Origin of the sequence: Meiothermus sp. (genome assembly GCF_025060375.1) — a bacterium.
Classification (GTDB): Bacteria; Deinococcota; Deinococci; order Deinococcales; family Thermaceae; genus Meiothermus.
In genome coordinates, this window is record NZ_JANXCG010000006.1 from 18266 (window position 1) to 41388 (window position 23123).

General features: G+C 63.5%; 19 protein-coding genes and 1 riboswitch. Of the genes, 5 read left to right on the plus strand and 14 right to left on the minus strand.

Translation table 11 applies throughout. The features are described 5' to 3' along the window. The first annotated feature begins 4 nt into the window (after positions 1–4). Entirely contained in the window at positions 5–1204 is a 1200-nt protein-coding gene (locus NZ849_RS00815) for an ABC transporter substrate-binding protein (RefSeq protein ID WP_295387381.1), read from the plus strand. A 143-nt stretch (positions 1205–1347) separates the two neighbouring features. After that, complete coding sequence (locus NZ849_RS00820) at positions 1348–2544, plus strand: ABC transporter substrate-binding protein (RefSeq protein WP_295387378.1); 1197 nt, start codon at positions 1348–1350, stop codon at positions 2542–2544. Positions 2545–2548: 4 nt separating this feature from the next. Here the strand turns inward: NZ849_RS00820 and NZ849_RS00825 are convergent, their stop codons facing one another. The 7 genes from NZ849_RS00825 to NZ849_RS00855 all read right to left on the minus strand — a co-directional run bounded on the left by NZ849_RS00825 (position 2549) and on the right by NZ849_RS00855 (position 15159). Beyond that, a complete protein-coding gene (locus tag NZ849_RS00825; protein WP_295387376.1) occupies positions 2549–2917 on the minus strand; it encodes an acyl-CoA thioesterase in 369 nt (122 codons plus the stop codon). Continuing rightward, positions 2914–4206: a class 1b ribonucleoside-diphosphate reductase subunit beta gene (nrdF, locus tag NZ849_RS00830; RefSeq protein ID WP_295403073.1), complete on the minus strand. Its 1293-nt coding sequence runs from the start codon at positions 4204–4206 to the stop codon at positions 2914–2916. Before nrdF ends, NZ849_RS00825 begins: the two co-directional genes overlap by 4 nt. After that, positions 4203–6518 carry a 5-methyltetrahydropteroyltriglutamate--homocysteine S-methyltransferase gene (gene metE / locus NZ849_RS00835; RefSeq protein WP_295403076.1) on the minus strand — a complete coding sequence of 772 codons (2316 nt, stop codon included), beginning with the start codon at positions 6516–6518 and terminating at the stop codon, positions 4203–4205. Before metE ends, nrdF begins: the two co-directional genes overlap by 4 nt. A gap of 53 nt (positions 6519–6571) precedes the next feature. Then, the gene (gene nrdE, locus NZ849_RS00840; RefSeq protein ID WP_295403081.1) at positions 6572–8650 is read right to left on the minus strand and encodes a class 1b ribonucleoside-diphosphate reductase subunit alpha; all 2079 of its coding nucleotides are present in this window, start codon (positions 8648–8650) and stop codon (positions 6572–6574) included. Next, complete coding sequence (gene nrdI, locus NZ849_RS00845) at positions 8637–9098, minus strand: class Ib ribonucleoside-diphosphate reductase assembly flavoprotein NrdI (RefSeq protein ID WP_295403083.1); 462 nt, start codon at positions 9096–9098, stop codon at positions 8637–8639. The genes nrdE and nrdI overlap by 14 nt, the downstream gene beginning before the upstream one ends. A gap of 115 nt (positions 9099–9213) precedes the next feature. Next, positions 9214–9327, minus strand: a riboswitch (cobalamin riboswitch). An 85-nt stretch (positions 9328–9412) separates the two neighbouring features. Continuing rightward, positions 9413–13519: an LAGLIDADG family homing endonuclease gene (locus tag NZ849_RS00850; protein WP_295403087.1), complete on the minus strand. Its 4107-nt coding sequence runs from the start codon at positions 13517–13519 to the stop codon at positions 9413–9415. A gap of 185 nt (positions 13520–13704) precedes the next feature. Next, positions 13705–15159 (minus strand): glycoside hydrolase family 13 protein, encoded by a 1455-nt coding sequence (locus NZ849_RS00855; RefSeq protein ID WP_295387362.1) that lies wholly within the window; start codon positions 15157–15159, stop codon positions 13705–13707. Between the two features lie 110 nt (positions 15160–15269). On the opposite strand from NZ849_RS00855, the gene gmk reads away from it, so the two are divergent. Next, positions 15270–15938: a guanylate kinase gene (gene gmk / locus NZ849_RS00860; RefSeq protein ID WP_295387359.1), complete on the plus strand. Its 669-nt coding sequence runs from the start codon at positions 15270–15272 to the stop codon at positions 15936–15938. A gap of 19 nt (positions 15939–15957) precedes the next feature. Here gmk and NZ849_RS00865 read toward each other — a convergent pair whose 3' ends face one another. The 7 genes from NZ849_RS00865 to rpmF all read right to left on the minus strand — a co-directional run bounded on the left by NZ849_RS00865 (position 15958) and on the right by rpmF (position 20378). Further along, positions 15958–16431, minus strand: coding sequence for a GNAT family N-acetyltransferase (locus NZ849_RS00865; protein ID WP_295387356.1), 474 nt, complete (start codon positions 16429–16431; stop codon positions 15958–15960). 126 nt (positions 16432–16557) lie between these two features. After that, positions 16558–16785, minus strand: coding sequence for a cold-shock protein (locus NZ849_RS00870; RefSeq protein ID WP_295387353.1), 228 nt, complete (start codon positions 16783–16785; stop codon positions 16558–16560). A 232-nt stretch (positions 16786–17017) separates the two neighbouring features. Next, positions 17018–17254 (minus strand): acyl carrier protein, encoded by a 237-nt coding sequence (acpP, locus tag NZ849_RS00875; RefSeq protein ID WP_295387351.1) that lies wholly within the window; start codon positions 17252–17254, stop codon positions 17018–17020. Positions 17255–17306: 52 nt separating this feature from the next. After that, positions 17307–18044, minus strand: a complete 738-nt coding sequence (gene fabG, locus NZ849_RS00880) for a 3-oxoacyl-[acyl-carrier-protein] reductase (protein ID WP_295387348.1) — start codon at positions 18042–18044, stop codon at positions 17307–17309. Between the two features lie 15 nt (positions 18045–18059). After that, complete coding sequence (gene fabD, locus NZ849_RS00885) at positions 18060–18974, minus strand: ACP S-malonyltransferase (protein ID WP_295387445.1); 915 nt, start codon at positions 18972–18974, stop codon at positions 18060–18062. Positions 18975–19048: 74 nt separating this feature from the next. Further along, positions 19049–20026 carry a beta-ketoacyl-ACP synthase III gene (locus tag NZ849_RS00890; RefSeq protein WP_295387346.1) on the minus strand — a complete coding sequence of 326 codons (978 nt, stop codon included), beginning with the start codon at positions 20024–20026 and terminating at the stop codon, positions 19049–19051. Positions 20027–20186: 160 nt separating this feature from the next. After that, positions 20187–20378 carry a 50S ribosomal protein L32 gene (gene rpmF / locus NZ849_RS00895; RefSeq protein ID WP_295387342.1) on the minus strand — a complete coding sequence of 64 codons (192 nt, stop codon included), beginning with the start codon at positions 20376–20378 and terminating at the stop codon, positions 20187–20189. A gap of 127 nt (positions 20379–20505) precedes the next feature. Between rpmF and NZ849_RS00900 the strand changes: the two genes are divergently transcribed. Both NZ849_RS00900 and glnA read left to right on the plus strand, forming a co-directional pair. Further along, positions 20506–21606, plus strand: a complete 1101-nt coding sequence (locus NZ849_RS00900; protein ID WP_295387340.1) for a PQQ-dependent sugar dehydrogenase — start codon at positions 20506–20508, stop codon at positions 21604–21606. Between the two features lie 146 nt (positions 21607–21752). Beyond that, positions 21753–23111 carry a type I glutamate--ammonia ligase gene (gene glnA / locus NZ849_RS00905; RefSeq protein WP_295387337.1) on the plus strand — a complete coding sequence of 453 codons (1359 nt, stop codon included), beginning with the start codon at positions 21753–21755 and terminating at the stop codon, positions 23109–23111. The last annotated feature ends 12 nt before the right edge of the window (positions 23112–23123 follow it).

The window sequence follows — 23123 nt, forward strand, 5'->3', positions numbered from 1 at the left end:
AGGCATGCGTGCTTGGATAGGCTTTTTGGTGGTTTTGGGAGTGGCCCTAGCCCAACGCCCAGTGGAAATTCCCTTCTGGCACACCGCAGGACCGCCAGGGCAGGAACCGCTGGAGGAGATGATCCGGGAGTTCAATGCCCGACAACGGGAATACCGGATTGTGCCCAGCTTTGTGGGCGACTACCGGGAGGGAGGGCTGAAACTCCTGGCAGCCCTGCGTTCGGGTGGAGCCCCGGTGCTTTTTCACGCCGAGCTTTCCTTCCTAGGACGGATGGCCCAGGACAACGTGGCACTACCCCTGGATGAGTACCTGGGTGGCATACCAAACGATTTCTACCCGGGCTTTCTGGAAGCGGGTCGGTTCCGCGGGCGTACCTACGGCCTGCCCATCGGGCTCTCGGTGCCGGTCTTCTTTTACAACGCCGACCAGTTCGCCGCCCGCGGGCTGAACCCACCCCGCACCTGGGAGGAGGTGGCCCAGGCGGCCCAACAGCTGACCACCCGGGCAGCTAAGGGATACACGCTCTCCAGCGACATCTACAGCTTCAACGTGTTGGTGATGAGCCGAGGCGGGCGCATTGTGGATGCCCAGGGTCGCCCAGACTTCACCAACCCCAAGGTGGTGGAAAGCCTGGAGTTCCTGCAGGACATGGTGCGCAGGAACATCGCCCAGAGTCGCAACATCGCCGAGGCCCAGTTCTCGGTGGCCGACTTCTTGCGGACCAAAACCTTCATGGGCGTCGCCCCCATCACCATGTGGCCCCTGATTGAGAGCCGGGCTCCCATCCCCTTCCGGCTGGGTGTGGGGGCGGTACCCCGAGCGGAGGGGGGCAAGGTGCCGCTGGCCGGAGGGACCCTGGTGGTCCTGCGAGGGGCCAGCGAACCCCAGGTGCGCGGTGCGGTGGCCTTCTGGCGCTACCTGATGGAGCCGGCCAACATCGCCCGCTGGGTTCGGGCCACCTACTACATGCCCATGCGAAGGGCTGCGCAGGCCCAGCTTGAAGACTTCTACCGCGAAGACCCGCGCCGCCGGGTGGCCTTCGCCCAGGTGGAACACGCCGACATCTGGCTGCAAGACCCTGAGTTCACGATCTGGTACAGCTACCTGGAGGACGCTCTCGAGCGGGCCCTCAAAGGCAACGCCAACGCCCGGCAGGTCCTGGAGGAGGCCCAGCGCCGGGCCCTGGCGGTAGAGCGGCGCTAGCACCAAACCGACCGTTGGCCCCGGCTCGAGCCGGGGCTTTTCCCTTCAGAAGGCCCGCAGGCAGCCGAGAAGCACCCGCCTGACCCGCTGCTGACAGCCGGATGGTTTTCTGTAAAATGGAGGCTATCCGCAAGGAGGCATGTGTGAGGCGTCTTTTCCTTCTGCTTCTGCTCACCGGAACCGCCCTGGCCCAGACCGAGGTCACCTTCTGGCACAGCATGGACGGCCCCGCCGAGCGGGCCATCCAGCAGTTCGCCAACGCTTTCAACGCCTCCCAACGCAGCTACCGGGTTACCCCGCGGCTTATCGGCGACTACCGGGAGGGGGAGACCCGCCTCCTGGCCGCCCTGCGGACTGGCGGAGCGCCGGTTTTGTTCCAGGCCGAGATCCTTCTCTTCCCAAGGCTGGTGGCCGAAGGGGCGGTGCTGCCCCTTGACGAGCTGGCCAGCAGCCTACCCAAGGCCTTTACCGACGACCTCTTCGAGGCCGCCTGGGAGTACGGGCTCATCAACAACCGCCGCTACGGACTGCCCTTCAACACCTCTACCCCAGTGCTCTACTTCAACGAAAGCCAGCTGAGGGCCAAGGGACTTAGGGTGCCCGGCAATTGGCGGGATTTTGAGCAGGTAGCCCGTGCCCTGACCAGCCGGAGCGCTAAGGGGTTCATCGCCTTATCGGAGTCCTGGACCTTTGAAGCCCAGGTCACCAGCCGTGGGGGCAACCTGGTCACGGCGGAGGGACGGCCCAACTTCACCTCCCGGGAGGCCGTAGAAACCCTGGAGTTCCTCCAGCGCCTGGGGCGCGAAGGGGTGATCAGCGTGCGCAACCTTTCGGAGAGTTTTTTCGCGCAGGCCGACTTCATCCGCACCAAGGGGATGATGGTTATGGCCTCCATCGCCAACTGGCCCGCCGCCGAGAACGCCTCCTTTGCTTTCAAGCTGGGCGTGGCCCCTGTCCCACGAGAACCAGGCGGCAAGGTACCCTTGGGGGGGGCCCAGCTCGTGGTGTTGAGGGGAGCCAGCCCGGAACAGCAGCGCGGTGCTTTTGAGTTCTGGCGCTTTCTGATGGAGCCCCAGAACATCAAGGCCTGGGTGGAGGCCAGCTACTACGTGCCTTTGCGCAAGTCCGCCACCCCCCTGCTAGAGCCCTTTTACCGGGAGAATCCCTACCGCAAGGTGGCCTTCGAGCAGGTAGCGGTAGCCCAGCCCCGACCGAGAACCCCCCAGTTCGCGGTTTGGCGCAACTTCCTGGAAGAGGCCCTGGAAAAAGCCCTCAAGGGGGGCGTTCCCGCGCGGCAGGCCCTGGAGGAGGCCCAACGCAAGGCCGAGGCGGCTCGGTAAACCCCTAAAGCGGGTCCACCGGCTTTGGCCTGCCGTCCGGCCCCAGCGCCACCATCACAAAGCCGGCCCGGCAGGCCAGCAAGCGTTCCTCGCGCTCTATGGGTTCCACCCACATCTCCACCTCGAGCCGCATCGAGGTCCTACCCACCTCCTTCACCCAGGCCACCAGCTCCACAATCGAGCCCTGCGGCACCGGATGGCGGAAATCCATGGCATCGGCGTGTACCGTGACCACCTTGGCCCGGGCGTGCCGGGTGGCGGCCACAAAAGCCGCCTCATCCATCCAGGCCATGGCCGTGCCACCGAAGAGGCTGCCGTAGTGGTTGCAATCGCCGGGGCGCACTAGGTGCACGGTGCGGGTCTCGCGGCTCATGCCCCTCCTTGCCGGACCCGGGCCCGCTCCTCGCGGTAGAGGATGTAGGCCCGGGCTACCTCTGGGTAAGTCCGCATCAGCCCCTCCTCCACCAGGTCCTGAATCTCCTCCACCGAGAGGCTTTGGCGCTCAGCCCTGCGCTTGATGGGCTCCACCACACCCCGCGCAACCCGCTCCAGTTCTACCGTCACACCCACAGCAGCAGCGGCCTTCCCCACCGCCCGCACAATGCGCATCTCATCAAAGGGCACCTCACGCCCATCCCGCTTCCGCACCGGCTTCAGGTCAGGGCTTTCCTCGGGAAAGTAGAAGTCAAGGTCCGAGAGGGGCTCTACCCGGGTGGTCTTGATGTAGCCGTTGCCCTTGGTGGAGAAAAAGTCGTGGTTCTTGGTCTCGGTGCGCAGGCCGGCCAGCACCACCGGGTTCACCTCTTCGGCCTCCACCCCAAAGAAGGGCTCCAGCCCCAGGTTCATCAGGGCCTTATCGGCGTTGTAGCGGGAGAAGGTGCGCACCGCCTCCTCCAGGCCAATCGGCGCGTAGAGGGCCTGGGTATAGCGAGCCTCGAGGGCATCCAGCCGCTCCAGCAGCCCCAGCACTTCCCCTTGGAGCCTCCTCCGCTCCCCATCGCTCATCCCCGCGGCCCTTTCCTGGGCCAAGAGGCCCACATACACGCCGTGGATGGCCTCGTCGCGGAGGATTAGGCTGATGATCTCCCCCGAGCTGGTCAGCCGCCCCTGCCCGGCTAGGTAGAGAGGGTAGAAAAAGCCCGAGTAGAAAAGGTAAGACTCCAGAAGGACGCTCGCGGCCATGGCCCGGTACAGGGTAGCTCTGTCGCCAATGGTGGTGTAGGCCTCGTGAATGAGGGCCAGCTTGGCCTGCAGCTCAGGCTGGCGCCGCACCCAGGCAAAAAGCTCCTCAATGCGCTCCGAGGTGCAGAGGGTAGAGAAGATGGAGCTGTAGCTCTTGGCGTGCATCTGCTCCATGGCCCCCATGAAGGAAAGCACCGCCTTAGCCTGAAGGCTCTCCACCCCCAGAGCAATCCGCGGCATCCCCACGCCGCCCTGCAGGGTGTCCAAGAGGGTAAGCCCGGCCAGCACCTCCTCGTAGGCCCGCTGCTCGGCCCGGCTCAAGGTCATCCAGGACAGCTTGTCGTCGGCCAGGGGGATCTCTTCGTCGGTCCAGAACTGCCGCACGTTCTGGTCCCAGAACATCTTGGTATAGGCGTCATCGGGTCGGTTCCAGTTGACCGCGCTGAAGGGGCTTTGTGGGCTGGAGAGGGGTCCGTTCATAAAGACTCCTGCGGGTTGAGGGGGGATTCTGCCCGCTTCCGAAGTTGCCGGGCAGCCTCAACAAGGTTGACCAGGGCTGGCTTAACCTCTTCCCATCTGCGGGTTTTCAGGCCGCAGTCGGGGTTGACCCATATCTGATGGGGGGCTAGGCGCTCTAGGGCCTTCTCCAAAAGCTCCACCATCTCGGCCACGGGCGGCACCCGCGGGGAGTGGATGTCGTAAATCCCGGGCCCGATCTGGTTGGGGTAGCGGTAGGAGACAAAGGCCTCGAGCAGCTCCATCTTTGAGCGCGAGGCCTCAATGGAGATCACATCGGCGTCCATATCGGCGATGGACTCGATGATGTCGTTGAACTCGGAGTAGCACATGTGGGTGTGAATCTGGGTCTCATCGGCCACCCCCGAGGCGCACAGCCGGAAGCAGGCCACCGCCCAGGCCAGGTAGCCGTCCCACTCGGCCCGGCGCAGCGGCAGGCCCTCCCGCAGGGCTGGCTCGTCAATCTGGATGACGCGGATTCCGGCTCGCTCGAGGTCGGCCACCTCATCCCGAAGGGCCAGGGCAATCTGGCGGCAAACCTGCTCGCGCGGAAGGTCGTCGCGCACAAAAGACCACTGCAGCATGGTCACGGGCCCGGTCAGCATGCCCTTGACCGGCTTTGAGGTAAGGGACTGGGCGTAGCTCGCCCACTCGAGGGTCATCGGACGGGGGCGCGAGACATCGCCAAAGAGAATCGGGGGGCGCACGTAGCGCGAGCCGTAGCTCTGAACCCAACCGTGCTGGGTAAAGGCGTAGCCGCGGAGCTGCTCGGCGAAGTACTGCACCATATCGTTGCGCTCAAACTCCCCGTGCACGAGGACATCCAGGCCGATTTCCTCCTGCCAGCGCACCGCCTCCTCCACCTTGCTCTTGAGGAAGTCCGTGTAATCGGCGGCGCTCAGCTCACCCTTGGAGAAAGCAGCCCGGGCCTTGCGCACCTCGCTGGTCTGGGGGAAAGAGCCGATGGTGGTGGTGGGGAAAAGGGGCAGCCCAAGGCGGGCCTGCTGGACCTCTCGGCGCACCGGGAAAGGGCTCTTGCGGCGGGTCATCTCGGGCGTGATCCGCGCGAGGCGCTCCTGCACCTGAGGGTCGTGGATCCTGGGCGAGGTGCGGCGCGCGGCCACCGCCGCCGCCGAGGCGGCCAGCTCGTCCCTTACCGCCCCTCGCCCCTGGTTGAGGGCCCGGCCCAGAATCGAGAGTTCTTCCAGCTTCTGCACCGCAAAGGCCAGCCAGCTCTTCAGCTCCGGGTCGAGGGCGGTTTCCAAGGAGAGGTCTATCGGCACGTGCAGCAAGGAGCAAGAAGGGGCGATGATCACCCGGTCTTCCCCCCGCGCCTCCACCACCGGCTCAATCCAATCCAAGATGGCCGGCAGGTTCGCCCGCCAGACGTTGCGCCCGTCAATCACCCCAAGCGAGAGGGTGAGTTCCCCTGGCGCCTTGAGGAGAACCGCCTCGAGCTCACCGGGGGCGCGCACCAGATCGAGGTGCACCCCGGCCACCGGCAGGGAAAGCGCGAGCTCGAGGTTCTCCCCGTAACCGCCAAAATAGTTGGTCAGGAGAAGGTTCAGCCCCGGCGCCGCCTCGGCCAGGGCTGTGTAGGCCCTGCGGAACGCGCTGTGGCTGGCCTCATCGAGGTCAAGCGAGAGCGCCGGCTCGTCCATCTGCACCCACCGGGCGCCGCAGTCGCGCAAGCGGCGCAGCACCTCGGCGTAGACCGGCAGAAGGCCCTCGAGCCAATCGAGCGGGTTCAGCGTCTTGTCCTTGCTTTTGGCGAGCTTGAGGTAGGTTACCGGCCCCAGCAGCACCGGCCGGGTCTCGTAGCCCAGGGCTTTGGCCTCCAGGTACTCGTCGATGGGCTTGGTGGAGGCCAGCTGGAAGGTCTGGTCCGGCTCGAGCTCCGGCACCATGTAGTGGTAGTTGGTATCAAACCACTTGGTCATCTCGAGCGCGGGCAGCCCCCTGGTTTCGCTGCCGCGGGCCATGGCGAAGTAGAGCTCGAGCGGAACCTCCCCGCCCTTCCACCCATACACCGCTGGAATTGCCCCAACCATAACGCTGGTGTCAAGCACGTGGTCGTAGAAGGAGAAGTCGTTGCTGGGGATATGGGTGATGCCCAGGGCGTGCTGCCTGGCCCAGTTGGCCTTGCGCAGCCCGCGCCCCACCTCCAGCAGGACGGAGGCAGGAGCCTTGCCCGACCAAAAATTCTCCAACGCGAACTTCAGCTCCCGCTTGGAGCCGATCCTCGGAAAACCCAAACTGCTGATTGCAACAGGCACCGCTACTCCTTTCCCGGTACTCCGAGAAACGTTCCGCTAAGCTGTTAAGTCCATCACACCGCGCAGCTTATGCACTCCTCCACCGAAAGGTTCTTGGTGCGGGTGTAGTAGAGGCTTTTGAGGCCCTTCTTCCAGGCGTAGATGTAGAGCCGGGCCAGCTCGCGGGTGCTGGTCTCGCTGGTCACATACAACACCGTGCTGATGCCCTGGTCCACGTGGGGCTGAATCTCGGCCACCAGGTCAATCAGGCGGTACATGTTGATGTGGTAGGCCGACTTGTAGTACCAGTAGGTCTCCTCCGAGAGGAAAGGGGCAGGGTAGTAGGTGGTGGCGTTGCCGTAGGTGCGGGTCTCCACCACATCCACGATGGGAGCGATGGAGGGGGTGGCGTTTTGGATGTAGCTGATGCTGGCCGTGGGGGCAATCGCCAGGCGGTAGGCGTGGTAGAGGCCGTGGACCCGCACCTCGTCCCTAAGGCGTGCCCAGTCGGCAGGGGTGGGCAGGGCGATGCCCTCGAAGAGGCGCCGCACGGCTTCGGTGCGCGGGCGGAAGTCCTCCTCTAGATAGGGCTCGAAGTAGACCCCGCTGGCGTAGTCGGAGCGCTCGAAGCCCTCAAAGGTCAGCCCGCGCTCCCGGGCAATCTGCATGGAGCGCTCTATGGAGTAGAAGTTCACCGCGGCGAAGAAGCTCCGGGCGAAGTCGCGGGCCTCTTTCGACTCGTAGCGGATGCGGTTTTTGGCCAGGTAGCCGTGCAGGTTCATGGCCCCCAGGCCCACCGAGTGGAAGGCCCGGTTGGCCCGGCGCACCCCAGGGGCGTTCCTAATGTCCGAAAGGTCGCTCACCGCGGTGAGCATGTCCATGGCGGTGTGCACGCTTTCCTGCAGCCCCTTGGACTCCATCACGTTCACGATGTTGAGTGAGCCCAGGTTGCAGCTGATGTCGTAGCCAATCTGGTCGCCCGCGCCGTAGTCGCCGATGATGGAGGTGGTCTGGAGCTGGAATATCTCGGTGCAGAGGTTGGACATCTTGATCTGCCCGAGGCCCTTGAGCGGGTGGGCCCGGTTGGCGTTGGACTTGTAGATGAGGTAGGGGTAGCCGGACTCAAACTGGGTCTGGGCAATGCGGGTGAGCATGGCCCGGGCCGATAGGGGGCGCTTTTTGACCGCGGGATGGGCCAAGAGCTCCTCGTAGCGCCGGTCCAGGTCCATGTCGTCGAGGTGTTCGCCGAAGGCCTGGTAGACCGAGTAGGGAGCGAAGACATAGAAGTCCTCCCCCCGCTCGGCCAGCTCGAAGAACTTGCTCGGCACAATCAGCCCCAAGGAGAGGGTCTGAAGGCGGCTTTTCTCGTCGGCATTGATCTTCTTGGTGTCGAGGAACTCCTCCACATCCCAGTGGAAGATGTTGAGGTAGACCGCCCCGGCCCCCTTGCGCTGGCCCATCTGGTCGGCGTAGTTGAAGGCGTCCTCGAACAGCTTCGCCACCGGCACCACCCCCTTGGCCGCGTGGGCCACGCCCTTGATGGGCTCTCCCCGCCCCCGCAGCTTGGAGAGGTTGATGGCCACCCCCCCGCCGATTTTGGAGAGCTGCATGGCGGTGTTGAGGGTGTAGCCGATGGAGTTGAGGGAGTCGTCGAGCTCGAGCAGGAAGCACGAGACCAGCTCCCCCCGCCGGGCCCGGCCCGCGTTCAAGAAGGTGGGGGTGGCGGGCTGGTAGCGCCCCTCCATCATCGCCCGCACGTAGGCGCGGGCTTTACCCACGTCGCCCTGGGCTAAGTGCAGCGCCACCGCCACAACGCGGTCCTCGTAGCGCTCGAGGTAGTGTTTTTTATCGTCGGACTTCAGGGCGTAGTCCTTGTAGAACTTGGAGATGGCCATGAAGCTGGCAAAGCGGAAGCCGTAGCTGTAGGCCAGGTCGGAAAGCTCAAGCAGGTCTTCCTCCCGGTACAGCCGGAAGAAGTCCTCGTAGTAGCCCTCAGCGATCAGGGCCCGCAAGCGCTCGATGGGCCCGGGGAACGACCTCAGCTTCTTCTGAACCTCCTCCTCAAAGGCCTGGGCGGCCTCGAGATCCTTCTCCAGCTGGAAAAAACCATCTCTCTTGTGCAACAGGGCGCTGTTCAGCTCAAGGTAGCGCATGGTTCTCCTCTAAAGCGGCCACAGCGGCCAAAAAGCGCAGCCGGTCCTTCTCTGTACCCGAAAGCTCAAACTTAAGGAGCACCGGCAGACCGTAGCGGGCGGAGAGCAGGTCGGCGGCACGGGCGAAGTTTTGGCCCCAGTTGCGGTTGCCACTGGCCGCCACGCCCTTTATGAAGGGCCGGTTGCCCTCCACAAAGCGCACCACCTCCGGGGGTACCTGGCCAAAGCCGGTGGTGTAGGTTACCAGCAGGCAGGGCACCTCTACCCGCTCCCCTCCATCCAGAATCCGCCTTTTTGGCAGGGGCAGGCGCTCAACGAAGCGGGCCACATTGCCGGTTTTGGAAGCATAGACCAGGAGCAATTTCCCAGAAGGCACAAAACCCTCCCTCCTGTGCAAAACTGCCAGGCTCAAACCCGAGAAGGCCCCCCGCTGGCCCAAGGGGCGCATCGACCGGACGCCGCATCACACCCCCGCCTGCGGGCTGGTGGAGAGGCAAGCAAGAGCCACTCTAGTTTCTTGGGGGAGCTTTCACCTTGACCATCCTTTCCGTCCTTGACGCGAGGACTAGGAGACCCAGCCGGGCAGGTAATCGGGCTTTCACCGTTGCGCGACAGCGGCGGAATTGCACCGCACTTCCCCTGTCACCGGTGGGGAAACCACATCTTGTGGTTTCTGAGCGAAAAACTACTACATGTTGTAGCCGCTGTCAATTCCCGCGACACGCCCACGGCCTCGCGGCCGTGGGCGGCTTGAGGCTCGAGCTAGCCACACTTGCTGTACCCACAGCTGTAGCACTTAACGCAGCCCTCCTCCCGCACCAGGGCCGCCTCGCCGCACTCGGGGCAAGGAGAGCCGGGCTTTGGCGGAGGGGTCAGGGCCCGCTGCATGGCCTGGGGTACCAGGTCCTCGCCCTTGACCTCTGAAAGAGAAACCTTCCCACTGGTCTCGAGCGCCACTGCAATCAGGTCGGCCTTGCTGGTCACAAAGCGACCCTGGTAGCTGCCGTACAGCCCCCCGTTGATGCCGCGCAGGGTCCGGACCAGCTCGGCTGGGGGCACCCCGTACTGCAGAGCTTTGGAGATGATGCGGCCCAGGGCCTCACTATCAGCATTGGCCTCGTCCCCAGCCTTGCCCGAGGTAAGGATCACCTCTATCGGATGCTCACCCTGCATGTTCACCGTAACCAGAAAGCTGCGGCGGGTACCATCAGCCGCGGTAAGCTTAACCATATCGGTGTACCCCACCAGCCGACCGGTTCGCTCAAAGACGGGGCGGGCTGGGGCCGGCGCCGGGGGCACCTCGAGCAACCCGGGCTGCACGGCTACGGTCTTCTCCGTAGACTTCTCCTCCTTGCTCACCGAAAGCACCTGGAACTCCCTGGAGCCGTCCCGGTAAACGGTAATCCCCTTGCACCCCGTGCGGTAGGCTTCTGTGTAGGCCGCCTCCACGTCCTCCACCGTAGCCTCGTGGGGAAGGTTTATGGTTTTGGACAGGGAGTTCCCTGCGTAGCCCTCTGCATCAAAGGCAGTCTGCACCACCCCCTGCATCCGCACATGGTCCAGGGGAGAAACGTCGTGGGCACACTGGAAGACCTCACGAATGGCCTTGGGAACGAAGGACAGGTTCTGCACCGAACCCCGTCCATCCTTTTGGATTTCCTCCACGACCTTTTCCCAATCCCACCGCCCGCCTTTTTCGTAACCAGGAGGGGGCGGATAACCTTCCATGAGCTCCACGAAGAGGGGATGGAGAAGGGGCTTGTACTCCCCCCCAATGCGGCGCCAGACAAAGGGGCTGAAGACCGGCTCAATGCCGCTAGAAACCCCCATCAACATGCTCGTAGTGCCGGTAGGAGCCACAGTGAGCAGGGCAACGTTGCGGCGGGGACGAATGCCCAAGGAGCGGAAGTACTCCTCGTGCTCGGCATAGAGGGGGAAAACCCCCCGCTCTTCAGCAAGCTGCTCCGAAGCTGCGATGGCCTCCTCCCGCAGGGCGCTCATCACCTGGGCCACGGCCCGCCTTGCCTCGGGAGAGGCATAGGGCAGGCCCAGCTTGATGAGCATGTCGGCCAGGCCCATGACCCCTAGGCCCAACCGGCGCAGCTTCTGGCTGGCCACCCGGTTGTCCTCTAGGGCGAAGACGTTCACGTCTAGAACGTTGTCCAGGAACCGCACCGCAGTCCGGACGTCTTTGCGAAACTCCTCCATCTGGAAGGCCCCGTCCTTGACGTAAGCGGCAAGGTTAAGAGCCCCCAAATCGCAGGGTTCGCCCACGGTGAGGGGGATTTCACCGCAGTTGTGGCAAACAAAGCCGTTGGCAACAAGGCTGTGGGTCACCGGCTCGGTGAGGTCGTAAACGGGGAGCTCTCCTAAGGGCTCTATGCGCTCCACCCGCGCCACGAAGGGCCGGCGGTGGCTGCCCTGCGGGGGGTTCTGAAGGAAGCTCCGAAGCTTTGCCTGCTTCTCCTCCTGCAAGAAACCCACTGCCTCGGTAAAGCGGTCCCGGTTCCAGGCCCCCAGGACAAGCTCGTACTCCCCCGCCACGGGGTATTCCCTCGTACCACCCTGCCCGTTGGCCAAAGGCTTTTTGCCCACGGAGCGGCGCCGGCCAATTTTGCTGAAGATGCCCAGGTTCAGGAGAAGAAGCTGCACATCCTGGAGAAAGCCCAGACTGGGGGAAGCAAGGCGCAGCGAAGCACCCTGCCTGCCCTGGCTCACCTGCACCGCGCCATCGGCACTGAAGAGCCCCTGGAGGAAGCCCACCACGGCTTCCCGCGGTGCCCGGAAAATGCTTTCGGGAAGCCGCTTTTCCGTGGCCTTGGTCGCTTTCACCCCCAATGCCTGGAAGAACTCCACCGGCGTGCCTTTGAGGTGGAAGTGGTACCCGTTGAAGGGCGTTTCCTGTAGGGTACCCCCGCCAAACCAGTCCCCAAGGAGGTCCAGAAGCCAGCCCACAGCCCGGTAATCCTCCTTGGAGAAGAAGAGGCCCACCCCGTCCTCCCGTAGGTAGCCACTCCCCAAAAGCCACCCTATGGCCACACCCAACTCGCGGCTCCACTGAGTGGGGAGGTTCCCGCACCGTACCCGGACATCCGCCCCGCCCAGCCCGTCCCTCCCGCTTGCCGCAACCACCCGCTCACGCACCACAGCCAAAGCTGGGGCAGGCAAAGCCTGTTCCTTCGGGAAAAGGCCCTCCCCGCTTTGGATCAGGATCTGGTCGCCCGGGCGCAGGCTGCCGGCCTCCTTGTAGCCCTCGGGAGTAAGAACCCGGTGGTCGGGGGTAAGCGCAAGCTCCAACCCCTCCTTCGTGCTAAGGCGGATCACGGGCTTTACCCCGGTGAAAAAGGCCCTAGCCGCCCGACGCACCGTGGTGCCTCTCAAGCTTAAGGGCCGCCCAACCCCACCCAGGGGCGCCCGGTTGTCCGTGACCAGGAAGAACCCCTCGGGTCTTTTTGCCAACTCCGCAATGGGCACCAAGCCGTACTCCGTGGGCACCCGCGTGGAGCCGACAAAGCAAGGATTGGTGGAGCGGATCTGGTAGCGTTCCCCCAACCCCTTCAAGGCGGAGAGGGCGTTGATGCGATCTACGAAGATGAGCCCCGGCTCCCCCGTGGCCCAGGCGTGCCAGGCAATCTCGTGCCAAAGCCAACGGGCTGGAACCTTGCCGCCAAAGAGAGGAATGGGACGAGCCCCATCTGAGGGCCGTTCCGGTAGGTCGGGGAGTTTACCGGTGTAGGCCCCCTGGACGGGGCAGGGGTAGTACTTGCCCGGCACCTCGGCGGGCTCTACTGGCCAAAGCCCATCGTTCTGCAAGGCCTGCCAAAAGGATTCGGTAACCAGGATGGAGATGTTGAAAGTGGAGATGTCGCCCTCTGCAGCCTCACGATCCAAGTCCTTGGCGGTGAGGAAGTCCAGGAGATCGGGGTGGTCGATGGAGAGGGTGGCCATCCCTGCCCCGCGCCGGGTACCCCCCTGGCGCACCACCCGGAGCACGGGGGCATAGACATAGCGCAGCGTCGCCACCGGCCCAGCCTTCTCTGCCCCCAGGTTAGCCCACTCCAAGAAGTTGTCAAATATCTCCACCAAGAAACTCACAGGGCCGCTGCTGGTACCCCCCGAGCCCCGGATGGGAGCCCCTTCGGGGCGCAGGGCGCTGAAGTCCACGTGGGGCTCCTGGCCTCTTATTGCCAGGCCCAAGGCAGCCTGGGCGCTCTCAATAATGCCCCGCATATCATCGGGAACCACCAGGGCATCCGCGGGCTTCTCCCGCACCGTCATCACCCCGTAGCGGCGGGCCATAGCGGCCAGCTCCGGGCGCAGAAGGCCGTAGACCACCCGGGTCCAGTTGCGCACGGTAATCGGCTCTTTCTCCCCATCGGGGTTGATGGGGGGCCGCATCAACCCCCTGATAAAGTCCTCCACATCCGGGTGGGCAGCGCTCATGTAGGCGAACCCCCGCACAGTACCCCGGGAACCGGCGTTCCTGCGGGAGACGTAAGGGTCAAGGTTCACCCCGTTCCCTCCCCCCACCTTGGTGACCAGGGCCAGTTTGGCGGCCACCTCCATAATCCCCTCAAAGCTACTGGGATCGTGCTCGGTGGCCCCCTGCACAAAGCAGTTGAGCACGTTGCCGTGCTGGGTACCGGCTCCAGCCAAGACCCGTCCTCCTGGGCAGAAGCGCTTGGAGGCCATCAGGCGGTAAAACTCCTCTGCCCAATGGGCCCTCTCCCCCTCCCTTTCGGGCAAGGCCACCCAGTTGGCCACCCGGCGAAACATCCCGAAGACATCGCCATCCCCGGGCTGCATGTACTGGCGTTTAGCGATAGAGCGGGCGTGGTCGTCAAAAGTAGCCGGCTGAAAACTGCCCATAAGTCCTCCGAACAGCCTCAAAGCAACCCCCCACTGGCTACTTGCTCTACATCTGGGGGATTTCGGCCAAGATGCTACTACATGTTGTAGTTCATAAGCAAGGGCGTGGGAAAGGTGGTTCAGAATACCCGCCAACAACCGAACTGGACCCCTCCATCCCAGGCTGACCGGGCAGTAAAAACCAGCTACCCTTGAACCTGCCAAACCCCTAGGGAGAATGGCTCGAGCAGGCCGTCCTCGAGGTACCCCCCCACACAGCGCCCTTCCCTACCAGAGATTAGGTCCACCGCCCGCTCACCCCGCGACCAAGTTCCATGAAGGGGAATCTGGATGCGCCAGGGCTCAGGGGTAGCGTTGACGGCAACCACCACGCTCTCCCCACCGTGGAGGCGGGCAAAGGCCAGGTGGCCGTCCTGTCCGTACAGGTACTGGTAGCGCCCATAGCGGAGCGGGACCAGCGAGCGCCGCAACGCGGCCATCCGCTGGATGGTCTCCCGGATGGGGGTTTGCCAGCGCTCCGGGTCCCATATCATGCCCCGTCGGTTGTCGGGGTCGTGCCCCCCGGGCATCCCCACCTCATCGCCGTAGTAGACCATGGGGGCCCCGGGCAGGGTAAAGAGCAGGGCAAAAGCCAGGGAGACCCGCTCCACCTGACCCCGCATCAGGCTAAAGATACGGGGTGTGTCGTGGGAGGTCATGAGGTTCATCTGAGCGGTCACAACCTCCCAGCGGTAGCGGCTAAAGAGGTCGGCCAAGCGGTGGTGAAAGGCCAAGGCCCCCAGGGTCTCTACCCTTCCCAAACCGCTTCTGGCTGCAAGGTCCTTGTCCAAGGCCTCGCCCCCCACAAAGCCCAGAACCGCCCGACCCAGGGGGTAGTTCATCACCGCATCGAACTGGTCGCCCTGAAGCCAGCGGCTGGCGTCATCCCAAATCTCGCCCACAATGTAGGCCTCTGGGTTGATGGCCTTGACCCGCCGACGAAACTCCCGCCAAAACTCGTCATCGTCTATCTCGTTGGGAACATCCAACCGCCAGCCGTCAATACCCTGCTCAATCCAGTACTCCGCGACCCGGAACAGATAAGCGCGGCACTCCGGGCTCGAGGTGTTGAACTTGGGCAGCTCGGGGTTGTTCCACCAAGCCGCGTAGTTGGGATGCTTGGTGTAGGCGGCCAAGGGAAACTTGTAGATGTGGAACCAGTCCCGGTAAGGCGAGGCGGCCTCGTTTTCCATCACATGCTGAAAGGCAAAATGGGCCCTTCCGCAGTGGTTGAAGACCCCATCCAGGATGACCCTCATCCCCCTGCGGTGGGCCTCCTCGAGGAGGCTCTTCAGGGCTTCGTTCCCCCCCAACACGGGGTCTACCTGGAAGTAGTCGCTGGTATGGTAGCGGTGGTTAGCAGTGGAGCTGAACACGGGGCATAGGTAGAGGGCATTGAAGCCAAGCTCCTGCAGGTAGTCAAGCCCTTCTATGACCCCCCAAAGGTTGCCCCCCTTAAAGCCCCGCAGGGTGGGTGGGGCCTCCCAAGGCTCAAAAGCCCCTCGGACTGGCGTAGGTTGCCCCAAGGGCCCTTGGCCAATGCGGAAGCGGTCGGGAAAAATCTGGTAGAAAACCGCGTCTTTGACCCAATCAGGCGCCATCAGATCCCCAACAACCAGCCAGTCTATACCTTGGCGGCAAAATAGCAAGCCTAAACCGACCACAAACCCCCCTTACCAGAAAGGGCCGGGTTTGGTAGCATGCCCAAGTCATGCCGCTCGGGAACCTTTTCGTGATGACTGGGGCCTCCGGCGTGGGCAAGGGCACCATTCGAGGAAGGCTGCTGGAGTACCACCGCATGTACTACTCAGTTTCCATGACCACCCGGCCTCCCCGACCTGGCGAACGCCACGGGGTGGACTACTACTTTGTGAGCCGGGAGGAATTCGAGCAAAAGGTGGCCCAAAACGGCTTTCTAGAGTACGCCCGGTACGTGGACGACTACTACGGCACCCCGCGAGAACCGGTGGAGGAAGCCCTCAGGAAAGGCCTAGACGTGCTTTTGGAGATCGAGGTACAGGGGGCACTCCAGGTCAAGCAAGCCATGCCCGAGGCCATTCTGGTCTTCATCGTGCCGCCTTCCCTGTCGGAGCTGCGCCGCAGGCTGCTGGTGCGGGGTACCGACAGCCTAGAGAAAATACGCAAGCGCCTGCTGAGGGCCGAGGAGGAAATCCGCTTGGCCCCGGAATTCAAATACGTCGTGGTCAACGACCAGCTTGACAGAGCGGTCTCCGACTTTTCCGCCATCATCCAGGCCGAGCGGCTCAGACAGCCCCGTATGGCCGAGGCCTTGGCCCAGGCCTTGTCCAAAGACCCCAGGCTAGAGGCCGAACTAGACGAGATGGAGCGCCGGCTCCGGGAAGCCGGACATAGGGAGTAGCCCCCACCCCGCGGGGTACTTAGCGAAGGCGCTTCAGGTACCAGCTCAGGTTAGGACCGCTATCCCGCAGGTGCTCAAACCCCAACCGCTCCCAGAAGCGCTTGGCTTGCTCGTTGTGGCCATAGACCACCGCATAAAGCCGCTCCATCCGCTCCTTGAGAAGGACCTCGAGCTGCTCTACGGCAGCTTTACCCAACCCCCTCCCCTGCAGGCTCTCCTCTATCAGGAGCAGGCTGATGGTGGCCGAGTGAAGGTCGGGGTGGGCCACCTTGTAATCCAGGAAGCCCACCACCCGCTCACCCTGCCTGATCAGCACAGCCTGGCGGCGAGTATCTTGGCGAAGGGTTTCCAGCTCGCGCCTGATATCGTTTAGGCTGGGGGTCTCCCCCCCAATCAAGGCGATGTAGGTGGGGCAGCTCAGGTAAAGGCTGTGCACGGCGGGGGCCAGATCGGCGGTAACGGGCAGGAAATCGAGCTGCACGGAAACCTTCATAGGCTTGCCCTGATTTTACCGACTCCCCACGGGGAGGGGTGTAATTTCCAACCCATGGTAGGGGAGCACGGGCCATCCGAACACCGGCCCCCGGTTCTCCCGGGGGCCGGCCAGGTGAGAAAACCCTCAGTAACGCTTAGCGGGCTCCACCACGCTTACATTGGCGGCCTGGGGGCCCTTGCCGTTCTTCCCCGGCTCAATCTCAAAGGTGACCACATCGCCCTCGTTGAGGGTGCGGAATCCACGGGCCTGGATGGCGCTGTAGTGGACGAAGACGTCCGGCTCTCCCCCCTCTCGCTGAATAAAGCCGTAGCCCTTCTCCGCATTGAACCACTTGACTCTACCCTTGTGCATACTGCTCCTTGCTGCAGGCCGCCAGGAGGCCGCCTGGCCCAGGACTAAGGCGCTGAACTACCCAGAGGCTGCTCCTGGCCGGGCCGCAGACCCTGCGCAACCGAACCGGGGGCAAAACTACACGGGCCACCTTAGGAAACTCCCAGACACCCCAAGATAGCACCCCAAGGGGTCTTGTGTCTACAAGAAAAGAGGCCGGGCATAGGGCTACCCAGCCTCGCAAAAAGCAGGCTCACCGGGCCTGCTTGGATTGAATGAAGTCAATCGCGTCCTGTACTGTGCGGATTTTCTCCGCCTCCTCATCGGTGATTTCCAAACCGAACTTGTCCTCCAGACCCATGATGAGCTCCACGGTGTCTAGGCTATCCGCACCCAGGTCCTCGATGAAGCGGGCCTCGGGAACCACCTTCTCAGGGTCTACCCCCAGCTTGTCCACAATCACTTCCCTCACATCGTCTAGGATTGCCATATTAAACCTCCACGCTCAGGGCTTGCTCCACCTGCGGGATTCTACCACAGGCTCAGTGGGGGGTCAGGCCCCCATCTACGCAAAGGGTTTGCCCGGTAATGTAGCCAGCGTCCTCAGATACCAGAAAGGCCACCGCCTTGGCCACCTCTTCAGGGCGGCCAAACCGACCGGCTGGAATCTGGCGCAGGTACTCTGCCACCACCCCTTCGGGTAGCTTGGCAGTCATGTCTGACTCAATAAAACCTGGCGCCACAGCATTGACGGTAATACCCCGCCCCGCGTACTCCTTGGCCACCGAGCGGGTAAAGCCAATTAGGCCAGCCTTGGCCGCCACGTAGTTGGCCTGGCCTGCATTGCCCAGCAAGCCCACCACGCTGGTGATGTTGACCACCCGGCCCCAGCGGGCCCGCATCATGAGCCGGATGGCCTCCCGGGTGGTGTGGAAGGCCGCGGTCAGGTTGGTGGCGAGAACCGCATCCCAGTCTTCGTCCCTCATGCGGACGAGCAGGGTGTCGCGGGTGATGCCCGCGTTGTTGATCAAAACCTCGAGCCCCCCCAAGGCCGCATGGGCCTCAGCGACAAGCCTCTGCGCAGCCTGGGGCTGGCTCAGGTCAGCGCCCAACACCACCACCTGAGCCGCCCCCAAAGCCCTGGCTTCCTCAGCGGTGGCCTCGGCCGCCTGGGGGTTGTTGGCGTAGTGCACCGCTAGGGCGTAGCCGCGGCGGGCCAGCTCGAGGGCGATGGCCCGCCCTATTCCCCTCGAAGAACCTGTTACCAGCGCCTTTCGCATACCACCTCCTTGGGTTCAGCCTCTTTGGGCCAGGTACTCGGCAATTTCCTGTGGGGTGGTGAGGGCCCTGGCCTCCACCCCCTCCAGGGTACGCCCCACCAGACCGGTCAGAACCCTTCCCGAACCGAACTCGAGGTAGGCCGTAACCCCCCTTTCCCTGAGGTCCTGCAGGGTTTCCACCCAGCGCACCGGCTGGGTAATCTGCTCCAAAAGGAGCTCCCGAATCCGCTCCGGATCACTTTGTGGGCGGGCCAGCACGTTGGAGTAGACCGGGAAAAGGGGAGGCCTGAGCTCTACCCTTTCCAAGTCGCGCCTCAGCCGTTCCTGGGCCGGTTGCATGAGCGAGGAGTGAAAAGGCGCTGAAACCGGCAGCGGCACCACCCGCGCCCGCTGGGCCTTCAAAACCTCCGTAGCCCTTGCCACTCCCTGGGCTGTACCCGAGATGACCGTTTGCTCTGGGGCATTGAGGTTGGCTACCTCCACGCCCTCGATGGGCGCAATCAGCTCCGAGATGGCCTGGGCCGGCAGCTTGAGAACCGCGGCCATAGCCCCAGCCCCCACCGGAACTGCCTCCTGCATGTACTCACCCCGTTTGCGCACCAACCGAAGCCCATCTTCTAGGCTCAGGGTTCCAGCCGCTACATGGGCCGTCCACTCTCCAAGGCTGTGCCCCGCAGCGTAGCCTGGCTGAGGACCCCGGGCCTCCCGATAGGCCAGGAAGGCCGCGTACCCCACCGCCAACAGCGCGGGCTGCTGGTTGGCGGTGAGCCTGAGTTCCTCCTCGGGCCCTTCCCACATCAGCCTGAGCAGCCCCGGCAGAACCGCCTCAGCCCGCTCCAAGGCCTCCCGGGCTGCCCGGGAGCCTTCGTAAAGGGCTTTTCCCATTCCAACTTCCTGCGAACCTTGGCCAGGAAACAGCGCTGCAACCACGCCCACCTCCGTCAAAAATCGCCCTCCAGCCAGGGGCTACCCTAGCCCACCCACTCCGGCTCGAGCCCCACTGCCTAGTCTGGCTGCCACCAGGTCAGCACGCTGGCCGCCCAGGTGAGCCCAGCCCCAAAGGTCACAAGGAGAATGTGGTCCCCATCATGGATCTTCCCCGCGTCTAGAGCTTCCTGCAAAGCGATGAGCATGGAAGCGGTGGAGGTGTTTCCGTAGCGGTCCACATTCACCCAAACTTGCTCGGGGGGCAGCCCTAACCGCTCCCGGGCCGCCTCAATGATGCGGGCATTGGCCTGGTGGGGAATCAGGTACTTGATGTCCTGGGGCCTAAGGCCCGCCTTCTCAATGGCCTCTAGCGTGGCGGTGTTCATCACCCGCACAGCAAACTTGAAGACCTCCCGGCCGTTCATATAGGCGTACTGGCGCATGGGTGTGCCATCGGGAAGACTAGGGGCCAGACAACGCAGGTTGAGCTCCTTAGCCCCCGAACCATCAGCACCCAGGACAAAGGAGCGAAAACCATAGCCATCGGGTACCGGCCCGATCACCGCTGCTCCAGCTCCATCCCCAAAGAGCACCGCCGTGGAGCGGTCGGAGAAGTCCAGAATTTTGGAGAGGGTCTCCGAACCGATGGCTAGCACCTTTCGGGCCAGGCCACTTTTGACCATGGCGTGGGCCTGGGCAACGGCGTAGCCCCAACCCGGACAGCCCGCCAAGAGGTCGTATGCGCCCGCCTTCAGACCAAATCGGTCCTGTACCAAAGCCGCCGTGGCAGGAAAGAGCGCGTCGGGGGTGTTGGTGGCCACGATGACCAGGTCCACCCCCTCCAGAGCGCTCGGCCCATGGCGGCGGAGCAGATCCTCCACCGCCTTGAAAGCTAGATGAGAGGTGTACTCCCCCTCGGCGGCCAGCCTGCGCTCGCGGATACCGGTGCGCGTAACAATCCACTCGTCTGAGGTATCTAGAATCCTCTCAAAGTCGTGGTTGGTCATGACCCGCTCGGGGGCATAGCAACCCAGCGCCAGGATACCGGTGTTCAAAGCAGCCTCCTAAAAGACCCCATGGTGGGGCACTCCCCCAAAGATAACACCCTGACCAGGTCAGGCCCAAGCCACCCTGCCCCGAAAGAAGCGCCTCCGGCGCACCCGAAAGCGGCCGGAGGGCCTTTTCGTGAACCGAGTTCAAACAGCAACGTCCGGCCTAGGCCTTGACCTCCAACACCTTGCGGCCTGCGTAGTAACCGCAGCTGTCGCAGACCGTGTGAGGAGGAACCTTAGCCCCACAGTTTGCGCACTGGACCAGGGTGGGCGCCGTAAGGGCAGAAACCACAGCCCGGCGAATGTCCCGGCGGGACTTGGAAACCTTCTTCTTGGGTACGGGGTGCTTGGCCATCGCAGCTCACTTCCTTGCAGGCATTCTTTGCCGTCTTAGCTACCGGCAAACCGCTCTCCAATCTACTCCCTGCCGGCCCAAACGTCAATCACACCCAACCTAAATTGTTCCAAGCTAGACTTGACCCATGCGCAGCTTAAGCCTATTTTTGCCCCTCTTCTGCGTAGCCTCAGCGCAAAGTCTACAGCTCATCCCCGTAGTGGGCAACCTTAGCCGCCCGCTGTTTCTGACCTACGCCCCTGACAACAGCGGGCGGCTTTTCATCGTAGAACAAGGGGGCACCATCCGCATTCTGCAGGGAACAAGGCTCCTTCCCGAGCCTTTCCTGGATATAGCAGGCCTAGTCTCCTGCTGCGGGGAGCGGGGGCTTCTGGGCCTGGCCTTTCACCCCCAATTCCGCGAAAACGGCCTCTTCTTCGTCAACTACACCAACCGCAACGGCGACACCGTGGTCGCCCGCTACCGGGCCAGCGGCAACCGGGCTGACCCCAACTCAGCGCAGATCATCCTCACCATCAACCAGCCCTACGCCAACCACAACGGGGGCATGATCGCCTTCGGCCCGGACGGCATGCTCTACATCGGCACAGGGGACGGAGGGGCAGCGGGCGACCCCCTCAACGCAGGACAGCGGCTTGATACCCTGCTGGGGAAAATTCTGCGAATTGACGTAAACCGCAGTGAAGGGGGGCGTCCTTACGCGATTCCCCCGGACAACCCGGTGTTGGGCGGGCGCCGCTCCGAAATCTGGTCGTATGGCTGGCGCAACCCCTGGCGCTTCAGCTTTGACCGGGAAACTGGCGATTTGTGGGTAGCCGATGTGGGCCAGAACGCGGTAGAGGAGGTAAACCTTCAGCCGGCCAGCAGCAAGGGGGGCGAGAACTACGGCTGGCGGATCATGGAGGGCGACCGCTGCTACAACCCCCCGCAGAACTGCAACCGGGAAGGCCTGGTGATGCCGGTGATCACCTACACCCACAGCCAGGGGCAGTCCATCACCGGCGGCTACCGCTACCGAGGCCGTGCCATGCCGGCCTTCCAGGGTGCTTACTTCTACGGTGACTACGTGAGCGGGCGCATCTGGATTGCCACCCTTCAAGGAGGCCGCTGGCAAAGCCGGGAACTCCTGAAAACCGACCTCAACATCAGCTCCTTCGGCGAGGATGCGGAGGGGGAGCTGTACGTAATAGACCACCGGGGAACGGTCTACCGTCTAGCGCAACGGTGAGAGCCGGCAAGACCACTCAGCCTCTGCAACCCTGGCTCTAGCAGCGCCAAGGTCCTGCTCGCGAACCCCCCTGGCGTGCAAAAAAAATGCCTGCCAGCAATCCAGGCGGCAAAACCCCCTTTGGGGGTACTGGTATCTTAGTGAGGATGGCACGAACCAAGCAGGAGATTCTAAGGGAGCTAAAGGAAAGACAGGTGCGCTTTTTGCGCCTTCAGTTCACCGACATTCTGGGCCTGAACAAGGTGGTTGAGCTCCCCGCCAACCAGTTCGAAAAAGCCCTGGACGGGGAGATCATGTTCGACGGTTCATCCATAGAGGGTTTTGGGCGGACGGAGGAAGAGTCGGACATGCTCCTCAGGCCGGACTATCAGACCTTTCTGGTCTACCCAGAGGACCTCGAGCCCACCACCAAAGGCCCCATCGCCCGCCTTATCTGCGACATCGCCTACCCCGACGGCAAGCCCTTTGAGGGCGACCCGAGGCAGGTGCTCAAGCGGCAGGTCGAACGGGTGAAGAGGTTGGGGTTTGACAACCTGTATGTCGGCAGTGAGGTGGAGTTTTTCCTGTTTGTCCGCAGCCCCGAGGGCCAGCCCATCCCCCACACCCCTGACCGGGCCGGCTACTTCGACCTAGCCCCCACCGACAAAGGGGAGGAGGCCCGGCGGGCCATGGTGGACATCCTCCAACGCATGGGGCTACCCATAGAGGCCGCCCACCACGAGGGAGCCCCTGGTCAGCACGAGATCGACCTCAAGTACACCCACGCCCTGGAGGCCGCCGACCACCTCACCACCCTAAAGTTCGTGGCCAAGCGGGTAGCCATCCACTACGGCCTGCACGCCACCTTTATGCCCAAGCCCATTGCCGGCCTCAACGGCTCAGGGCTACACTTCCATCTCTCGCTCTTTAAAGAGGGTGCGAACGCCTTCTTTGAGCCGCAAGGCAAGCTCGAGGTCTGGCCCCACCAGCTCTCAAAGACCGCCCTCAGCTTCATCGCTGGGCTTTTCGAGCACGCCGAAGGGCTGGCCGCCATCACCAATCCTTTGGTCAACTCCTACAAGCGCTTAACCCCTGGCTATGAGGCCCCCACCGCGGTCTCCTGGTCCGTCTCCCACCGCAGCGCCATGATCCGGGTCCCCAAGCGGCGGGGGACGAGCACCCGAGCCGAGTTCCGCCTACCCGACCCTTCCTGTAACCCCTACCTAGCCCTGGCGGTGATTCTAGCCGCAGGGCTGGATGGTCTGGAAAACCAGCTCACCCCCCCACCCCCTATTGAGCGCAACGTCTACGACCTCTCGGTGCGCGACCGGCGCAAGTACCGGGTAAGCGAGATGCCCGGCACCCTACGGGAGGCGCTGGAGGCCTTGCAAAAGAACCGGGTAATCCGGGCGGCCCTGGGCGAGCAGGTCTACAAGGACTTTCTCAACGCCAAGCGGGTGGAGTGGGGTTCTTATCGAACCGCCGTACACCAGTGGGAGCTCGAGCAGTACCTGGCCGAGTACTAAAGCGGGGTAGGT